The sequence below is a fragment of the Nostoc paludosum FACHB-159 genome, from assembly GCF_014698835.1.
Taxonomy (GTDB): Bacteria; Cyanobacteriota; Cyanobacteriia; order Cyanobacteriales; family Nostocaceae; genus Nostoc; species Nostoc paludosum.
In genome coordinates this window covers 106,355-121,950 of sequence record NZ_JACJTU010000004.1, presented here as the reverse complement: position 1 = coordinate 121,950, position 15,596 = coordinate 106,355, and the positions used below count along the sequence as shown (strand labels likewise).

Genomic DNA, 15,596 nt, shown 5'->3' with positions numbered 1-15,596 from the left:
ACTTGAGCAATCGAGAGTAACTTTAACTTCTTTGGAGTTTTCTATGACTTACACAGTTGACGAAAAAACAAGACCAGCTTTAGAAACTTTTCGACGCTTTGATGTAGATACTCAACTGGCCATACTTTGGTTTGGTTACCTAGATATTAAAGACCAGCTACAACCAGCACCTCCTGAAAGTGTAGAAGTCCCCGGAAAAGCAATATTTGACCAAATTCAAGCTTTGTCTAAAGAACAACAACTGCAAGCACAACGCGACCTACTTACAGGTGCAAATGATATCGGTCGAGGCTATAAGCAACTGATTCCTAACTCTAGATTGGTAGTTTGGCTATTGTTAGCACAAGGAATAGAAAATGGAAGTATCATCGGAGTACCATCTGATTATCAGCTACCAAGTGATACTAATGAGTTGAGAGCGCAAATTAACGACCTAGACTTTGAGCAACGGATTAGTTTCTTGCTAACTGCTGTATAAGCAATAGGTTCACTCATACCATTTTGAATGTTGGATTTGCGTTAATCTATCCCATTCATTTTCCAAATTGGTATCGTTCCAGCAATCTTTAAAAGCTTTGAATCATTGGGAATAACAGAAACAGTTTGTTTCGTTGCAGTTGAGAATAATGCAGAGATGCTAGCCCCTGCATTATTCCCAAATTACAATAGATGTAGAGACGTTGCATTGCAACGTCTCATTTTGCTGATATTTGTTTGCCAGATAAAGTTAATTTAGGGAATCAATTAACTTTAAAACTCGTTCTTTAACTTCATCCCGAACGCGGCGAAAAACTTCAATTGATTGTCCTTCTGGGTCGTCAAGTTGCCAATCTTCAAACACATCTCTTAACACCCATGCTTCAGGTAAGTTAACGCCACACCCACATAATGAAATCACAGCGTCATAATCTTCAGCTTGAAAATCGCTTAAAGCCTTCGAGGTTTGATTGCTAATATCAATGCCAATTTCTGACATAATATCAACAGTTTTTGGGTCTACATGACTTGCTTCCAAGCCCGAACTACTAACAGAAATTTTCCCTGCTCCTAACGTCCGAGCAAAGCCTTCCGCCATTTGCGATCGCCGAGAATTTTTCTTACAAACAAACATCACCTTTTTCATCAATTCTCCCCTCCATTTCTCTGTGTCCTCCGTGCCTCTGCGGTTCGTTTTTCTTGCTTTACCCACAACAAGACTTACTCACACCTTGCCCCACCGCCACATTTTTTTCCGGTGCTGTATCTCCCACTTTCACCACAAACACTTCCCAACGATTGCCATCTGGATCTGTTACCCAAACTTTATCTTGCAAAGCGTAACAACAGTCAGTATTATCTTCAGTAAATAAGGCCAATCCTGCTTCTGTAAATCGCTGTATAGCCGCTTGTACTTCTTGCGTACTTTCAACTTGTATTCCTAGATGAGACAATGCACCGCCAGACTGCACATTATTAGTTAAATTCAAAGTTAAATTTAACGCTGGATTAGCAATATCAAACTTAGCGTAGTCAACCTTATACTTAATAGGCTCCACACCAAACATTGCCCGATAAAATGCCACAGATTTTTCAATATTGGTAACATTTAAAGCTACATGAGTTTTCAAAATAGTCATAAATTTGCTCCTTTATTCTTTGAAATCGCGAAATCCATAAGAAAGCTGTCGATATACTATCACTGCTAATTGCGCTCCTAAAATGGGTGCAACCCAATAAACCCAATGATGTTGCCAAATTCCTCCCACCAAAGCCGGGCCAAAGGAACGCGCCGGATTCATACTTGCACCCGTAATCGGCCCCATAAATGCTGCTTCCATTCCCACCGTCAATCCAATCGCGATTCCCGCAAACCCAATGTGGGCGCGTCGGTCTAGTCCGGAACCCAGAATTACAAACATCAATATAAAAGTGAGAACAAATTCCAACACCAACGATTGCAACCAGTTACCGTTTAGTGGTATTGTCGCCCCCAAATTAGCAACTCGCCCCAAACTAAGTAGCAGTAAAGTTGAAGCCGCGATCGCCCCCACCAACTGCCCTAAAATATACGGCAAAACTCGCTTTTTCGAGAAAAAACCACTACTCCAAAACGCTAACGTTACCGCTGGATTGAAGTGTGCATCGCTAATATGCCCTAATGAGTAAATCAACGCTGCAACAACGGCACCAAAGACAAAGCTGATACCAATATGGGTGACTGCACCTTGACTAAGGTAGTTCACCATCACCGCACCAGTACCCGCAAACACTAAAATAAAGGTGCCTATTGCTTCTGCTAAAGCCTCCCGCCAGCAAGACACCAGCGATTTAGTTACCCAAATCTGCAAACTTAACTCTATGCCCCTTGCAGGCATATCAACAACCTACATTTCAAAAAAAGTTGATGTATTGATGTTATTTCAAAAAAAGTTGATATGTCAAGCAGGATTATTGAAAACAATAATTATAGGACTTACGCACACTCTACGCTTCTTGGCGTTCTTCTCTTCGAGATGCTTTGCGTTGGCGGAAGCCTCTCGTAGAGAAGGCGGTAGCCTACCCTTCGGGAACGCCAAGGGCGAACGGCAAGCCGCAAAGCGTCTACGATAAATTAAGCTTTTTACAAATTTTTGCGTAATACCAATTCTTCGTGAAGCTGCATAGAATTTTACCCCTCCCCAACCCTCCCCTTGGCAAGGGGAGGGTGCGCGCTAGCGCGGGTGGGGTATTTATATGCGTCTTCATATTAAATTGGTATAAGTCCTAAATTACAAGTTATTTCAGGTATATGAACTACCTGGGTAGGGAATTGTGTTCCTACGATTATCTCTATGGGAGATTCCCGGCTTCTGTTGAATCTGGGCGTACACCTGCTAAAACAAAATTTAATGCTTCTTGAGAATGTTCGTGTAACATACCTTTACTTAGCATTCGCTTTCCCGGCCACAGATGCTTGACATTTTCATAGGCTGCTACGTAGAACACACAAGTTCCGATAATATTGACTGCCATGTGTCTCGGATCTAAAGGACGAAAAACACCTTCTGCAATTCCTTGCTCCAAAATCGCAATTAACTTGCCATATATTTGTTCTATCGACTCCTTTGGATAGTACTTTCCTCGATTCTGAATGGCTTCTAGAAATAAAATTGAAGGAATATTGGGATTTTTCGCTGTCTGTTCTAGAAACAACTGAGTGAAACTCTCCAATGCTGCTTGGGGCGGTAGTTGTTCTAAATCCAACTGTACAATTTCATCAAGCGGCTTGATAAATGCTCGGTTGAGAACTTCCTGATATAACGCTTCTTTATTTTGATAGTAGTAATAAATCATAGTTTTCGTGACACCTGTCTGAGCTGCAATCGTCTCCGTGCGAGTAGCAGCTAATCCGGCGATCGCAAATTCCTTTTCCGCCGCATCCAAAATACGTGCCTTTGTCGCTTCTGCATCGTGTACCGATGATGAACGTTTACTTTTTGCTGGTTGAGAACTAGGCATATAAACTAAAACTAACTAACTAGTAAGTTAGTCTAGCTCATCAAAACCCTTATATTACAGAGTATTGGCAACTTTTTACATCATTACCTGTTGACAGAAAATTATAACTATCATAAACTTACTTACTAGTAAGTAAGTTTTATTGTTTTATGAATAAGCTGTCTCAGGTAGAAACTGACCTAGCAACAACAAAGTTAATGACCAACCGAGTTGCCTTAGTAACGGGTGCTAGCCGGGGCATTGGTGCGGAGATTGCGAAATTGTTCGGTAGGCATGGTGCGGCGGTTGGTGTGAACTATTACAGCAATGAAGCGGCTGCCCAATCGGTTGTAGATGCGATTGTTACTGAAGGAGGTAAGGCGGTGGCTGTGAAAGCCGATGTCAAAGACCCTCGCCAAGTTGAAGTTATGGTGCAGCAGGTGGTGGAAGCCTTAGGGGCAATCGACACCCTTGTATTAAACGCGGCTGGTTCCTTTAAAGTCGCGCCATTTACTGAGTACAGTTGGGAGGACTTTGAGGCAAAACTGTTGGGTGAAGTGAAATCTACATTTCATCCAGTAAAAGCAGTCGCTCCGGCAATGATAGAACAAAAACGGGGTTGCATCATTGTCATGAGTTCCGAATATTCCCGTTTTGCAGGTCAAGGGTTTTCTGCTCATAGCACAGCTAAGTCAGCATTAGATGGTTTAGTCAAAAGTTTAGCTTTTGAGTTAGGGCCGCATGGCATCCGAGTAAATGCTGTATCTCCAGGTTTGACTATAACAGACGCCTCCGCATTTGTTCCTCAAGAACGTAGAGATGCGATCGCTCAAATGACTCCCCTAAGAAGAATCGGTGTGCCTGAAGATATTGCTGGTGCTGTGCTTCTTTTAGCATCCGAACAGGCTAGGTTTATTACTGGAGCCTACCTTCCTGTAAACGGTGGCATTTTTATGCCTTAAAACAATGAACGATCCTAAATTTACTGAGCATCACGTCACGGCTGTAATTACTCATTTAGTCAAACCGGGACGAGAAGAAGGATATGAAGAATGGATGCGAGGAATTATTCCTGTTGCGAAAACATTTGATGGGCATTTAGGAGTCAATATCTTACGGCCTGAGAAAAATCTGCACCCCGAATATATCATTGTTCTTCACTTTGACAATCAAAAGAATCTCCAAGCATGGCTAGATTCAGATGTGCGTCACGAGTGGATTGAACGAGCCAAGCCTCTGATTCAAACATCAGAGAATGTACAAGTTGTCACAGGTTTAGAAACTTGGTTTGTCTTGCCAAGACAACCGCCAAAGCTTCCTCCTAAACGTTACAAGATGGTTTTACTCTCCTGGTTAGCGGTTTTTGTGACACTATCAACTGTGAGATATTTCCTTAAATCTTTACTTGCCTATCTTCCTGAATTACTGGGGCAAATTATCATTATTGGGATTGTTGTTTGCCTGCTTACTTATGTTGTAATGCCTCAGTTAACTCGATTGTTCTACAAATGGCTGTACCCAAATTCCTAAATGGAATAACAGGTGTTTAAATTTTGTTTTGTATTGTTTAAAATTCTCAAGGAAAAAAGATGAGCGATAAATTTACATCTGATAACTCAGTCATGCTTTTAATCGACCACCAAGTTGGAACTATGCAATTAATTAAGAATATTCCCTTGGAGGTTGTGAAGCGAAATACCCTCGCTTTAGCCAAAACTGCAAAAATTCTCAATATTCCAATCGTACTTACTAGCAGTCAGGAACAGAATGTTCAAGGTGCGCTGATGCCTGAGTTAGAGGGCATTTTACCTGAAGCTTTTGAAAAGCGGATTAAACGGGCTGGTCTTGTGAATGCTTGGGAAGATATTAACTTTAAGCAAGCAGTAGAAGACACTCAACGCAAAAACATCATCATGGCGGGTGTGACAACAGATGTTTGCCTAGTCTATCCAGCGATTAGTGCCCGGCGTGAAGGATACAATGTCCAAGCTGTGATGGATGCTTCTGGCTCACCCTTCGATATTTCCGAGGAGATGTCTAGACGCAGAATGGAGCGTGAAGGAGTTGTGTTAACAGCAACTAATACCTTAATAGCTGAACTAGCTCAAGATTGGAGTCGTCCACAGGGAAGCCAATTATTGCAGGTTTTGTTTGAGGATGTTCTGCCTAAGATTGGGTAGTAATAGCAATTCGTAATGGGCTACGCCCCGCTACGCTAACGTAATTCGTAATTAAGAAACTTAGATGCAGCAATAGTTTCCTAGTTTACACTTTTGCCGAATTTTGTAGAATTGGTATGAGTTTTAGCCACCACTAGCAGATAGCCGTGTTATCGGACTTCAGGCAAAAAAATAATAAGCTGCCTTTGCATTTAACTTGGACGTTTTTTCGTGTTGACTGTTGACAGTTAACCGTCAGCAGCCAACTAACTTAGGAAGTGACCATCGAGTCCTGATGATATCAAACATCATCTAATCAAATAACGAGATCGGCGATCGCTTTTTAAGCAGAGACTACAGCTTCAGGTTGATAGCGAATGCCTGCTTGCTTAAAGCGATGTAAAGCTTCACCCAAGCGATCGCAATCTGCAATCAAACTAATTCTCACATATCCTTCACCCGCAACCCCAAAGGCGTTACCAGGAGTAACCACAACGCCAGTTTGCTGCAACACATTCAAGGCAAAATCTGTGGAACCCATGCCCACAGGACATTTCACCCACAGATACATCGTCGCTTTGGTTTTAGGAATATCCCAACCCAACTGTCCTAATCCTTCAATCAGGAAATCGCGGCGGGTGCGGTAGCGTTGTTGTACCTCATGCAAATACACATCTGGTAGTTGCAAAGCGGTTTCGGCAGCTGTTTGCAAGGCGGCAAAAATGCCGTAATCCAAGTTAGTTTTTAGCGTCCGCAAACCTTGAATTACATGGCGGTTACCCACCACAAACCCGACACGCCAACCAGCCATATTGTAAGTTTTGGATAAAGTGTGAAATTCCACACCAATTTCCTTCGCGCCGGGAATTTCTAACAAGCTAGTGGGTTGATAACCATCAAACGCTAACTCGGCGTAACACAGATCGTGTACCAGCAAAATTTCATATTTGCGGGCGAAGGCGACGATTTCTTCAAAGAATTCGCGGGGGGCGGTGGCGGCGGTGGGATTGCTGGGATAGTTGAAATAGAGGATTTTGGCTTTTCGGGCAACCTCATCAGGAATGGCAGCTAAATCAATTAACCAGTCATTTTCCGGTTTGAGAATCAAGCTATGAACTTGACCGCCAGCAATTACGGGGCCGCGAAAGTGGGCGGGATAAGCGGGAGAAGGAACCAGAACTACATCGCCTGGGTTGATGTAAGCGATCGCTAAATGTGCTAATCCTTCTTTAGAACCGAGTAGCGGTAAAGCTTCACTATCAGGATCGAGAATCACATCATAACGCCGACGATACCAATTAGTAATCGCTCGCCGGAAACTCGCAGTGCCTTCAAAGGGAGGATAACCGTGATTGGCGGGATTTTGCAAAGCAGCGATGGCGGCTTCTACGACTGGTTGTGGTGTCGCACCATCGGGGTTTCCCATCCCCAAATCAATTAAATCTAACCCTTGTTCCCGTGCTTTAGCTTTTAGTTCGTCTAAACGGGCAAATACATAAGGCGGCAGTTTTTGTATGCGTTCTGCTGGCACTATCCAATTCAAACTCATGGTTCAACCTCGTCACTCATTCCCTTGGGCGAAACTCGATTCATGTCTCTACTATCTATCGGTGCAGTGGTAGAAACCATTGCCGCCATCAACTGTTCCAGCGCGACTTTAAAAGGTAGTCGATGGATGTCAGAATTAGGAGCAAGGGCAATTTCGGCGGCTGTTTGCAACTCACCTAATGTAATATTGCCCAATCCCAAATCACTTAATTTCTGGGGTAGTCCAATTTCTGCGTAGAACTTTAACAACTGCTGCCGTGCCGATGCTGCTAGTTGATTGTTTTGTAGCATTTCTTCTAAACGCAGTTGCACCAAAATTCCGAAAGCAACTTTTTCGCCGTGAATACTGGCGTGTCCCGAAATGTGCGTTAACCCATTATGCACTGCATGGGCGGCAACAGTGCGACACTGCGCCCCTCCAAGTCCGCCAACTACGCCAGCGAGTAACACACTAGCGTCTACAACTTCTCGCCAAACTTCACTACCCGGTTCTTTGAGGGCGGCGGCTGACTTCTGTAAGAGGATATCCCGCAAAACTCGTGCTTGTTGGACTGCGGCAATAATTAGAGTGTCTTGTAGGTGTCCGCTACTCACTGAGGCTTCGTACCACTTGGCGATCGCATCACCAATTCCAGCTATTAAAGTACCTTGTGGTGCTGTTTTAATCAAGTCATAATCGAGTATCAATAAATCCGGACAACGAGACAGTCCCACATCATAAAGAAATGCCCCGTCTTCGGAATAAACATTCGACAGGGCACTCCAAGCTGCACAGGTAGCCGCAGAAGTCGGAATCGTCACCACTGGTAGCTGTAATTGATGCGCGACTAATTTCGCTGTATCCAAAGCTTTGCCACCACCAACACCGATAATGACATCAGCTTTATGTTCTTTAGCTGCCTTGCGTAAAGATTTCAAACTAGCTTCGCAGCAATCTGCACCATAACTAGCTTGGGCAGGATGTAACTGTTGCGTTTCTAAAATCGGTTGCAGATTTTCTTGGCTGAGGGCAAGAGTGCGTTCTCCCGCCACAATTAAAGGACGATTTCCCAAGGAGGCGATTTCTGCTGCGGCGGCTTGCAACACGCCAGAACCACGGATTACTTTTGCTGGGGCAACTGTAAGGGTAAAGAACGAACTAGAAGTTTGAGTAGACAAAGAAGGTTGAGTAGAAAATTTATTAGACATATAGACTAGTTTGCCAAAACTTTGATATTTCTTAATCAAATTGACTTCGACTTAGGGATACTTGTTGCCAACTGATTTAAAGATGGCTACAAATTTTACACCCCTTCAACTGGATTTTAGCCGAGCCATGAAATAGACAAAGCCTGTTGCCGAGTGTTTAAGTAATTTGACGACCTTGCTTGAATCTACGATCTTCATCGATCTAAAATTCCGAACTATCAAAGTTTTGAACAACCGTATAATTAAATAACATTAGCACTCTTAGATTCCCAAAAAAAGCGTAGTTGACCGCCGCAGGCATCGGCAACTGGGATTTTCTTCGTAGTCTTACCATTCAAGCAATTGCAGCTACAGAATAGATAAATTAAGGGCGTACATCTGTATGTCCCTACAGCCAATCATGTGCTGAAAATATTTTTGAAATAGCAAAACTGGTAACTACGAAAACAACTGACAAAGCGCAAGGTCGGAGCGCCGGCTTCCGGCGCTCGGAACTTTGTAAGACATCGCAACTGCCAGTACCCATTACCCGTATACTGATTAAATTTTGCCTACAGCCCGATCGCTAAAGTGTGAATATCTTAATCTAAAAATAATCTTTAAAGTATCGGTAAATACAAAATAAATTATGTCATCCTGATAACAAGCATTGGGGATGGGCATAGGTCATGGGGTATGAGGAGATGGAGATAATGGGCACACAGACAAGGAGCAAAAGAGCAGGGGAGCAGGGGAGGCAGAGGGAGAAATAACCAATGCCCTATGCCTTATGCCCAGTTCCCTTAAGCCTTCGATTTCGGCAATTGGGCAAATTTGTCTTGATAAATTTCCACTTTTATTGGAGAGTTGTCACGAGAGACTAGCGATCGCTTCACCTCACCCAAGTAAACTGGTACTGAAATCCCTGGTTCTGGGTGCAGAATGGTACGGGCGCGAACTGTTAATTTGTCGTCTTGGAGCGTACCAGAACGACCATAAGAATAAAGATTGCTAGCTGCTTGACGTAAAGTTGCTTCTAATTGTGTAGTAGAAATTTGAGGTGACACGGCAATCACCGCTTGGGTTGAGGCATTGTCATAAACTAGACTGTAGCGCACTGCTCCCGGAATCACAGTGCGACTCAAGGGGACTATAGAGAGTGCAAATAAACCAGCTGTTAGCACTACCATAAAGCCAGTCGTACCTACCAGCCGAAAGCGAATGCCCCATTTGAGAACAAAAGCCAACACTGCTAAAGCAGCGAATACCAAGGTGGCTATACCCGACCATTGGGTGTATTGAAAAAAATCAGCTGTTGTGGGCATAAGGTTAATTACTGAGGCGTCTTTTTTTGTTGACTGACAACCCCATTTTACCGAGATGTGCATTAAAAATAGGGCATTGAGCATCGGACATGGGGCATTATTCTCTCCCTGACTTGAAAAAGGGTGTAGGGTGTGGGGTGTAGGAAATATTCCTTTTTCATGCATGGTAGTGAAATTTATGTCATTGTGAGTGACTGATTTAAGGCGGTGAAGAACGACGCCGATATCCCGTGCCGAACGTAGTCTTTGCTGATTGTTGCGGCTGTAGCAGTATGATTATTTGTAGCTTGCAAGCGTCTATCATCACGATTAAAAACTGGAGCCAGAATTCCAACGGTTCTAGGTGCTGGCCGTCGGTTTTAAGCTTTTTTATAAATCTCCAACACTTTTTATTGTTGTCCTAATTGTAATTTTTTACTAAATCTTTAAGAAATAAATTATCAAAAATAATGCCAAAAATTGGAAAATAATTTAATGGAAAAATTATAATTTAATTGCTGAAAAATAAACATACAAAAGGGCATCTACAAGAGATGCCCGTCATGCAGGAAAACCCCAAAGGGTTGTCCCTACACCTTCCCAACAATCAGCAACAGTGACTAATTAGGTTTTAGTCACACTCACAGTCACAGACGTGAATATAGTTATATTATTAACTTAAAGCTTCAAATGCCCCCAGTGCATACACTGAAAAAAAACCAATAGACTTCCATTCTAAAAAATAAGCTGTTGCGGATTGAACGTACCGCATCTTTTCATGTTGGTTGTTGACTGTTTACGGGTGACAGTTAACCATCAATATGATGACTGATACCAATTCTCTATGAAGATGCGCCTAATTATTCTCCGACATAGCGAATTATCTTTAAAAAACCTCCGCGTTCCTTGGCGTTAACCATTGCGTACCTTTGCGTTGAAAAAAAGACGATGTATTATTCCACAAGTAGCAGCCAAAATTAACCATGAAAGCGTATTCAAACGAAAATCAAACAGGGTTACGTCTACGTTATTTAATAGAACCCACCCTACACAGGCCAGAAGATAACTAAAAATTAGCAATCTATCTTCTGTATATATGTGTTTGGAATTTCGCAGTAATTGGACTCCTGCAATCAAAATCCAACCTAGTAAGCCACAGAATAATAAAGTAGCGATAAAACCAGTTTCAGCAGATAACATTAAAAACAAGTTGTGGGGATGACCCAACTTAATTTGCGTATGTGCTTTGTAGAGTCCAGTAAAACTACGTAAACCCCAACCCGTCCAAGGATGTTGCCAAGCCAAAGACCAGGCGAACTCCCACTGAGTTTTTCGCATCAAAGCTACTGGTCTATCTGGATACATATCGTCGTTTAACCTTGCCCAAAAGAAAGCAGGAACGTACTGGCGAAAAAACTGAGCGATTGGTGAGGGAGCAAAAGCCGCTAAAAGTACGCTAGTGACGATACCGACAACGCTACCCACAATAATCCGCCAACCCTGATAGACTGCATAAGCGAAACAGGTAAAAATAGCGATCGCCCATCCATTACGTGAGTTGGTAAAAATCAAGGTGATGAAATTCGTAAGCACCGCGATGGTAAGGAAGATGAAGGGGAGTGTAGGGGATGAGGGGGCAGGGGGGCAGGGAGCAGGGAGCAGGGGAGAAGAGTTTTTGCCCCTGCCTCTTACTATGTCCCATGCCCTATGCCCAATCTTCAATTGCCATTGTTCCAACCACAAACCTACACTAACGATGAATACTATTACTAAATAAGCCGCGAAGGTATTGGCGTGCAAGAATAATGAAGCTATGCGGCCTGGTGGATTTCCTCCTGGTCTAATTGTCCAACTCAATACAACCCAGATAAACTGGAACTTAAAATTCCAGCCCAAAAATAATTGTCCTAAACCAAGAATCGCCACAGGCATCGAACCTATTACCAAAGCCCAAGCCATTTGCCGCAATTGGGCAGTTGTTTGAATCAGGGTGCTGAAGGCGGCGAAAACTAAAAAGAATGGTAAGAAATTAAATAAGCCGAGGAAAGCTTCTATTTTGTTCTGAGCAAACCCACAACTGACTATTAGCAACAGACTCAAAAGGGCAAATCCCCAGTTGAGGGGGCGGCGACTAATTTGGCGGTATTGTTTAATCCAAGTTATGAATGATACCAAAACTATAGTTACAGCCCCGACAAAAGGACTCAACGGGAAGATTAATACCGCCAATAAAGAGTAGTTCCAACGAGAGTTTAAAGGGTAAAAAGCTTTATTCAAGCTGGCTCCCAACATTCAGCACGAGTGAGACGAATTTGAGCAAGGGCGAAAATCGTAGGAATGATGCGACCATAGTTAGTAGCGATCGCTCTCCACCCTAAGTCCGCAAAAAACCAAGCCCACATCATTGGCCCAATCACGGCAAACATAGTGCGAACTGCTCCATAACGAGCTGCACTCACGGTCATACCCCGTCTGGCCATTTGCATAGTTACATAGCTTTGAAACTGCGTTGTGGCTGCTTCCGTGCCTTTAATCGCTGCTTGTTTGGCTACTTCGTAGGTAGCAAGGTGTATAGCAAATTGACGGGCAATTTGCTTGAGTACAACTGGTTGCAGCATGGAAGTAACAGCCAATGCACTACCACCTTTAAAAAGTAGCCCCAAGGGATCGCGTTGCAATAAAAGTGGTAAAGGTTGTTTTAATTCTGATTTGACAAGCTGACGCTGTATCCGTATTGTCAATTTTTGCTTTTCCTGTTCGGGCAATTTTTTCCACACCTGTCCTAGCAGATGCAAAAATACTTCTGCTTCTAAATCAACGGTTGTCAACTGATTAGAATAAGGAATCTTAAGATATCTACATACTTGAACAAGTGCTTGTCGGTAAGTTACTTGGTCTGTGCGCCCCCGCAATACCGTCATCCCATCTGCCGCCAAAAAGCGGAAGCGACCTTCTAATGCATCTAGCCAAGCTTTGCGGTCTTGGCTTTGCACTTCGATGGGTTCGGGTGTGTGAACGTAGTCTAGGGGATTGAACTTACGACTAAATAAAATTGCCGTTAAGTCTTGTAGTTCTTCTTCAGTCGCTAACTCTAGCGCCGCCCTCATCTCATCCAATTTCGCTTCCTCCCTTCCATGCAGCTTTTCTGTACCTTATTCTACTATTAGCTTTCAGCAGTCATTAGTAGTAATTTTGTCGTTTGTCATTTGATGATAACTAATGATGATAGCTAACGATCGCCAGAGAAGTCTCTTGCGAGGCTACCCTTGTCCCGCAAAGACGCTAAGTGTAGCTTGCTTCTTTCAAGGAGTAACGACTATCAGAACTTGGGATAGTTGATGACTAATATTCAACTAATTAGTACCTCAACGGCAGGTTTAACCTGCACCCAGTAGTGACAGCGCTTTTTCAGTAATTGAATCACACTGCCTCTAATCTTCACCTTTCCATCTCAGTAGTAGTCTAAATACTTAAAAACCATTATCAATATTTATTACCTCCTCTTACCTATCAGGTAATGAGTGCTTTATAGCTTCTCTTCTGACAATAGAGAAGTTCCCGGTATATTTTTTGACTTTGAATACATGCTTTTAGATAATGTGAACTTTTTCAAAGTTTTTACTCAATCATTTCATCTGTCGCTAGACTGATTTGACAGTCTAAGAGTTAAGTATTTTCCCGATTACTAAAACTAATGTGCAACAAATAACTTCTGTCTATGAAACAGTAAATTGTCTAATCAACCCCAAAGCGATCTTAATTACCAAGAAGCTTAAATTTAACTAAAAATTTCCAACCAAAGTAAGTTGCCGACTTGCCCATAATCTTGATCCCCTAAACTTTATGCTGCGTTTTATGTAGATTTCTGCCAAAAAGGCATAAATTTGAAAGAATAAGTATTATAAATATAAAATGTCGGCAGTTTATCAGTTTCTTCAGTGCTGTCTTTATGCAAAATACTGCAAATCAGTATAAGCTTTAACTCAAATCTGCACAGTAAAATGTTTGATATTCTACCCTAATAAAAGGCTAACTTCAGAGTCTATTGCATCTATCAGTTGAATCATTTATAACTGATTGTCATGACAACCTTACCATCTAAAAAAGTTGTTTACTGAATTAATCTTTGACTGAATTAAAAAAGGAGTTTAAAAAATTATGAAAACTGTAGTGAATTTGACTCAGCAATCAGTAATAGGAGAGATTGAAAGCGTTTTGGATACATATCCATATCATCCATATCAACAAGCTTTTGCGATGCCTGACTTACGCCAAGAGCTAATTGCTTTCGTCCTCAACCGTATTCCCTCTTTTTATAGCGTCATATCTGACGGAAATATTCCACTAGCTGAGGCTGAACAAGAAAGCTTGCTAAATTATCAGTTGCCTCGTAAACGCTTAGAACAGCAACTACATTTACAAAATTTAATTCACCAAGGTATTTGCTCAATCGTTCAAGAAAAGTCAGATTGGATTAGCCATCACCTTTGTGAAATAGTTCAACCCGGTTGTGAACCCTCTCACTGGTTTGGTTAATACTCTAGAATTCAGAATTCAAAAAAGATGCCTGATGTTTAGCTAACACTTATGGGGCATTGGGCATGGGGGAGCCACTGATGGGTAAAGGCACTGGCTCCCCATGAGCAATTGCCGTGAAGTGGCGTCATGGGGCATTGAGAGGTGTGGAAGGAGGAAGAAGCATAAATTCTATTTCTCCCTACACTTCCCCATCTCCCTACTCCCTAGTCTTTTTTAGTAAATTATTTAGAGCAAAGCTTAAGTATATTGTTCTTGAAGTGTAAACTTTGACAAATAGTATGTTCAAAGGACATTGCCAGAACATGAAAAAAATAACTGCTGTGATGCTGGTAAGTATAACTATGACTGTTGGGATGGAAGCATTAAGGCCTAAAGTCGCTAATGCCCAATTATTTTATCCACCAGCGAGCGATCGCCATTCATTAATGGTAATGGGTCAAGGGGTAGTAAGAGTACCAGCTGATACAGCGGATATTGAATTGGTAGTCAGTAGTAAAAATAGTAATGAAGAGTTACAAACGCAACCATCAACGCTCTCACAAGTCCGTCGGGTAACTTTACCAGTTCTCCTCTTAAATACCAAAACACCAATAGGACAAATTCCACCTACACCTGCTTTAGAAAGTCAAAAACCCTTAACTAAGGCAAATCTCCAGCCAATAATTGATAGCCTAGTTACTAATGGAATTAGTGCCGATAAAATTCAAGTGCAAGTTAACCCTAACTCCACTGAAAATAATGCCAAGATATTAGTGAGGGTGGAAAAACCAACCCGCGATCGCATTCACGAAATTGTTGGTACAGCGAATAAAGCAACGAGCAAACTGGAAAACTTAACTATCAATAACGTCGGCGTGGAATACGCAGTTAATGATTGTCAAGCTTTGCAGAGTTCAGTTTATCAATCAGCAATGAAAGACGCTCAAAGTCGCGCTCAGGCTTTAGCAACTGCTATGGGTGTTAAACTTGGTGCTGCTTCTGTAGCCGAACCATTTTATACCTTATTCTATCCTTCGTGTAATTCTAAATCTGGAGTTACTTTACCGTCTTTTGCTAGTTTTTTATTGACACCAACTTACGATCCAGATGCCCCGGCGGAAGTTGAGATGAAAAAGGATATTTTTGTAACATACACAGTGAAATAAATATTTCTATTAAGTGCGATCGCATTAAAGTTAGCCTTAAAGGGTAAAGTGCGATCGCTTGACTATTTAATGAAAAAACTCCAGAAATGTTTATGACAAATCTGGAGTCAGGAAAGATACGCATTTACCTATATCAATTTTTTCCATGAATGAATCATACGTCATCAGGGTATACACCCAAATGTACTAAATTATGTTCCTTGACTTCATATTGTGCTTCTAGTTCACACACCTTCAACGCAAAACAGCCCCAGTTCTGCTGGGGCTATTTTGCGAGA

Annotated in this window: 15 protein-coding genes; 6 read left to right on the top strand and 9 right to left on the bottom strand. The window is 42.2% G+C overall.

What is annotated here, in order from left to right; all coding sequences use genetic code 11:
* Positions 1-43 precede the first annotated feature (43 nt).
* Positions 44-478, top strand: a complete 435-nt coding sequence (locus H6H03_RS05785; RefSeq protein ID WP_190954187.1) for an orange carotenoid protein N-terminal domain-containing protein — start codon at positions 44-46, stop codon at positions 476-478.
* 249 nt (positions 479-727) lie between these two features.
* On the opposite strand, the gene arsC is transcribed toward H6H03_RS05785, so the two are convergent.
* The 4 genes from arsC to H6H03_RS05765 all read right to left on the bottom strand — a co-directional run bounded on the left by arsC (position 728) and on the right by H6H03_RS05765 (position 3,477).
* Entirely contained in the window at positions 728-1,123 is a 396-nt protein-coding gene (arsC, locus tag H6H03_RS05780) for an arsenate reductase, glutathione/glutaredoxin type (protein ID WP_190954333.1), read from the bottom strand.
* 58 nt (positions 1,124-1,181) lie between these two features.
* Complete coding sequence (locus H6H03_RS05775; RefSeq protein ID WP_190954186.1) at positions 1,182-1,616, bottom strand: ArsI/CadI family heavy metal resistance metalloenzyme; 435 nt, start codon at positions 1,614-1,616, stop codon at positions 1,182-1,184.
* Between the two features lie 12 nt (positions 1,617-1,628).
* Complete coding sequence (locus H6H03_RS05770) at positions 1,629-2,354, bottom strand: MIP/aquaporin family protein (RefSeq protein ID WP_190954185.1); 726 nt, start codon at positions 2,352-2,354, stop codon at positions 1,629-1,631.
* 454 nt (positions 2,355-2,808) lie between these two features.
* On the bottom strand, positions 2,809-3,477 hold the full coding sequence (locus H6H03_RS05765) for a TetR family transcriptional regulator (RefSeq protein WP_190954184.1): 669 nt from the start codon (positions 3,475-3,477) through the stop codon (positions 2,809-2,811).
* Between the two features lie 149 nt (positions 3,478-3,626).
* On the opposite strand from H6H03_RS05765, the gene H6H03_RS05760 reads away from it, so the two are divergent.
* The 3 genes from H6H03_RS05760 to H6H03_RS05750 are packed head-to-tail and all read left to right on the top strand — an operon-like array spanning position 3,627 to position 5,636.
* Positions 3,627-4,418: an SDR family NAD(P)-dependent oxidoreductase gene (locus H6H03_RS05760; protein WP_199338805.1), complete on the top strand. Its 792-nt coding sequence runs from the start codon at positions 3,627-3,629 to the stop codon at positions 4,416-4,418.
* A 4-nt stretch (positions 4,419-4,422) separates the two neighbouring features.
* The gene (locus tag H6H03_RS05755) at positions 4,423-4,986 is read left to right on the top strand and encodes an antibiotic biosynthesis monooxygenase (RefSeq protein WP_190954183.1); all 564 of its coding nucleotides are present in this window, start codon (positions 4,423-4,425) and stop codon (positions 4,984-4,986) included.
* Between the two features lie 59 nt (positions 4,987-5,045).
* Positions 5,046-5,636, top strand: coding sequence for an isochorismatase family protein (locus H6H03_RS05750; protein ID WP_190954182.1), 591 nt, complete (start codon positions 5,046-5,048; stop codon positions 5,634-5,636).
* 322 nt (positions 5,637-5,958) lie between these two features.
* On the opposite strand, the gene H6H03_RS05745 is transcribed toward H6H03_RS05750, so the two are convergent.
* The 5 genes from H6H03_RS05745 to H6H03_RS05725 form a co-directional block, all read right to left on the bottom strand.
* Entirely contained in the window at positions 5,959-7,164 is a 1,206-nt protein-coding gene (locus tag H6H03_RS05745; RefSeq protein ID WP_190954181.1) for an aspartate aminotransferase, read from the bottom strand.
* Complete coding sequence (locus H6H03_RS05740) at positions 7,161-8,351, bottom strand: iron-containing alcohol dehydrogenase family protein (RefSeq protein WP_190954180.1); 1,191 nt, start codon at positions 8,349-8,351, stop codon at positions 7,161-7,163. The genes H6H03_RS05745 and H6H03_RS05740 overlap by 4 nt, the downstream gene beginning before the upstream one ends.
* A gap of 782 nt (positions 8,352-9,133) precedes the next feature.
* Positions 9,134-9,655, bottom strand: coding sequence for a Ycf51 family protein (locus H6H03_RS05735; RefSeq protein WP_190954331.1), 522 nt, complete (start codon positions 9,653-9,655; stop codon positions 9,134-9,136).
* An 891-nt stretch (positions 9,656-10,546) separates the two neighbouring features.
* A complete protein-coding gene (locus H6H03_RS05730; protein WP_190954179.1) occupies positions 10,547-11,926 on the bottom strand; it encodes an O-antigen ligase family protein in 1,380 nt (459 codons plus the stop codon).
* A complete protein-coding gene (locus H6H03_RS05725) occupies positions 11,908-12,750 on the bottom strand; it encodes a hypothetical protein (RefSeq protein ID WP_190954178.1) in 843 nt (280 codons plus the stop codon). Before H6H03_RS05725 ends, H6H03_RS05730 begins: the two co-directional genes overlap by 19 nt.
* 1,042 nt (positions 12,751-13,792) lie before the next feature.
* On the opposite strand from H6H03_RS05725, the gene H6H03_RS05720 reads away from it, so the two are divergent.
* Together H6H03_RS05720 and H6H03_RS05715 are read left to right on the top strand one after the other, a co-directional pair.
* Positions 13,793-14,170 (top strand): hypothetical protein, encoded by a 378-nt coding sequence (locus H6H03_RS05720; protein ID WP_190954177.1) that lies wholly within the window; start codon positions 13,793-13,795, stop codon positions 14,168-14,170.
* A 305-nt stretch (positions 14,171-14,475) separates the two neighbouring features.
* Positions 14,476-15,318 carry an SIMPL domain-containing protein gene (locus tag H6H03_RS05715; protein ID WP_190954176.1) on the top strand — a complete coding sequence of 281 codons (843 nt, stop codon included), beginning with the start codon at positions 14,476-14,478 and terminating at the stop codon, positions 15,316-15,318.
* Positions 15,319-15,596 lie beyond the last annotated feature (278 nt).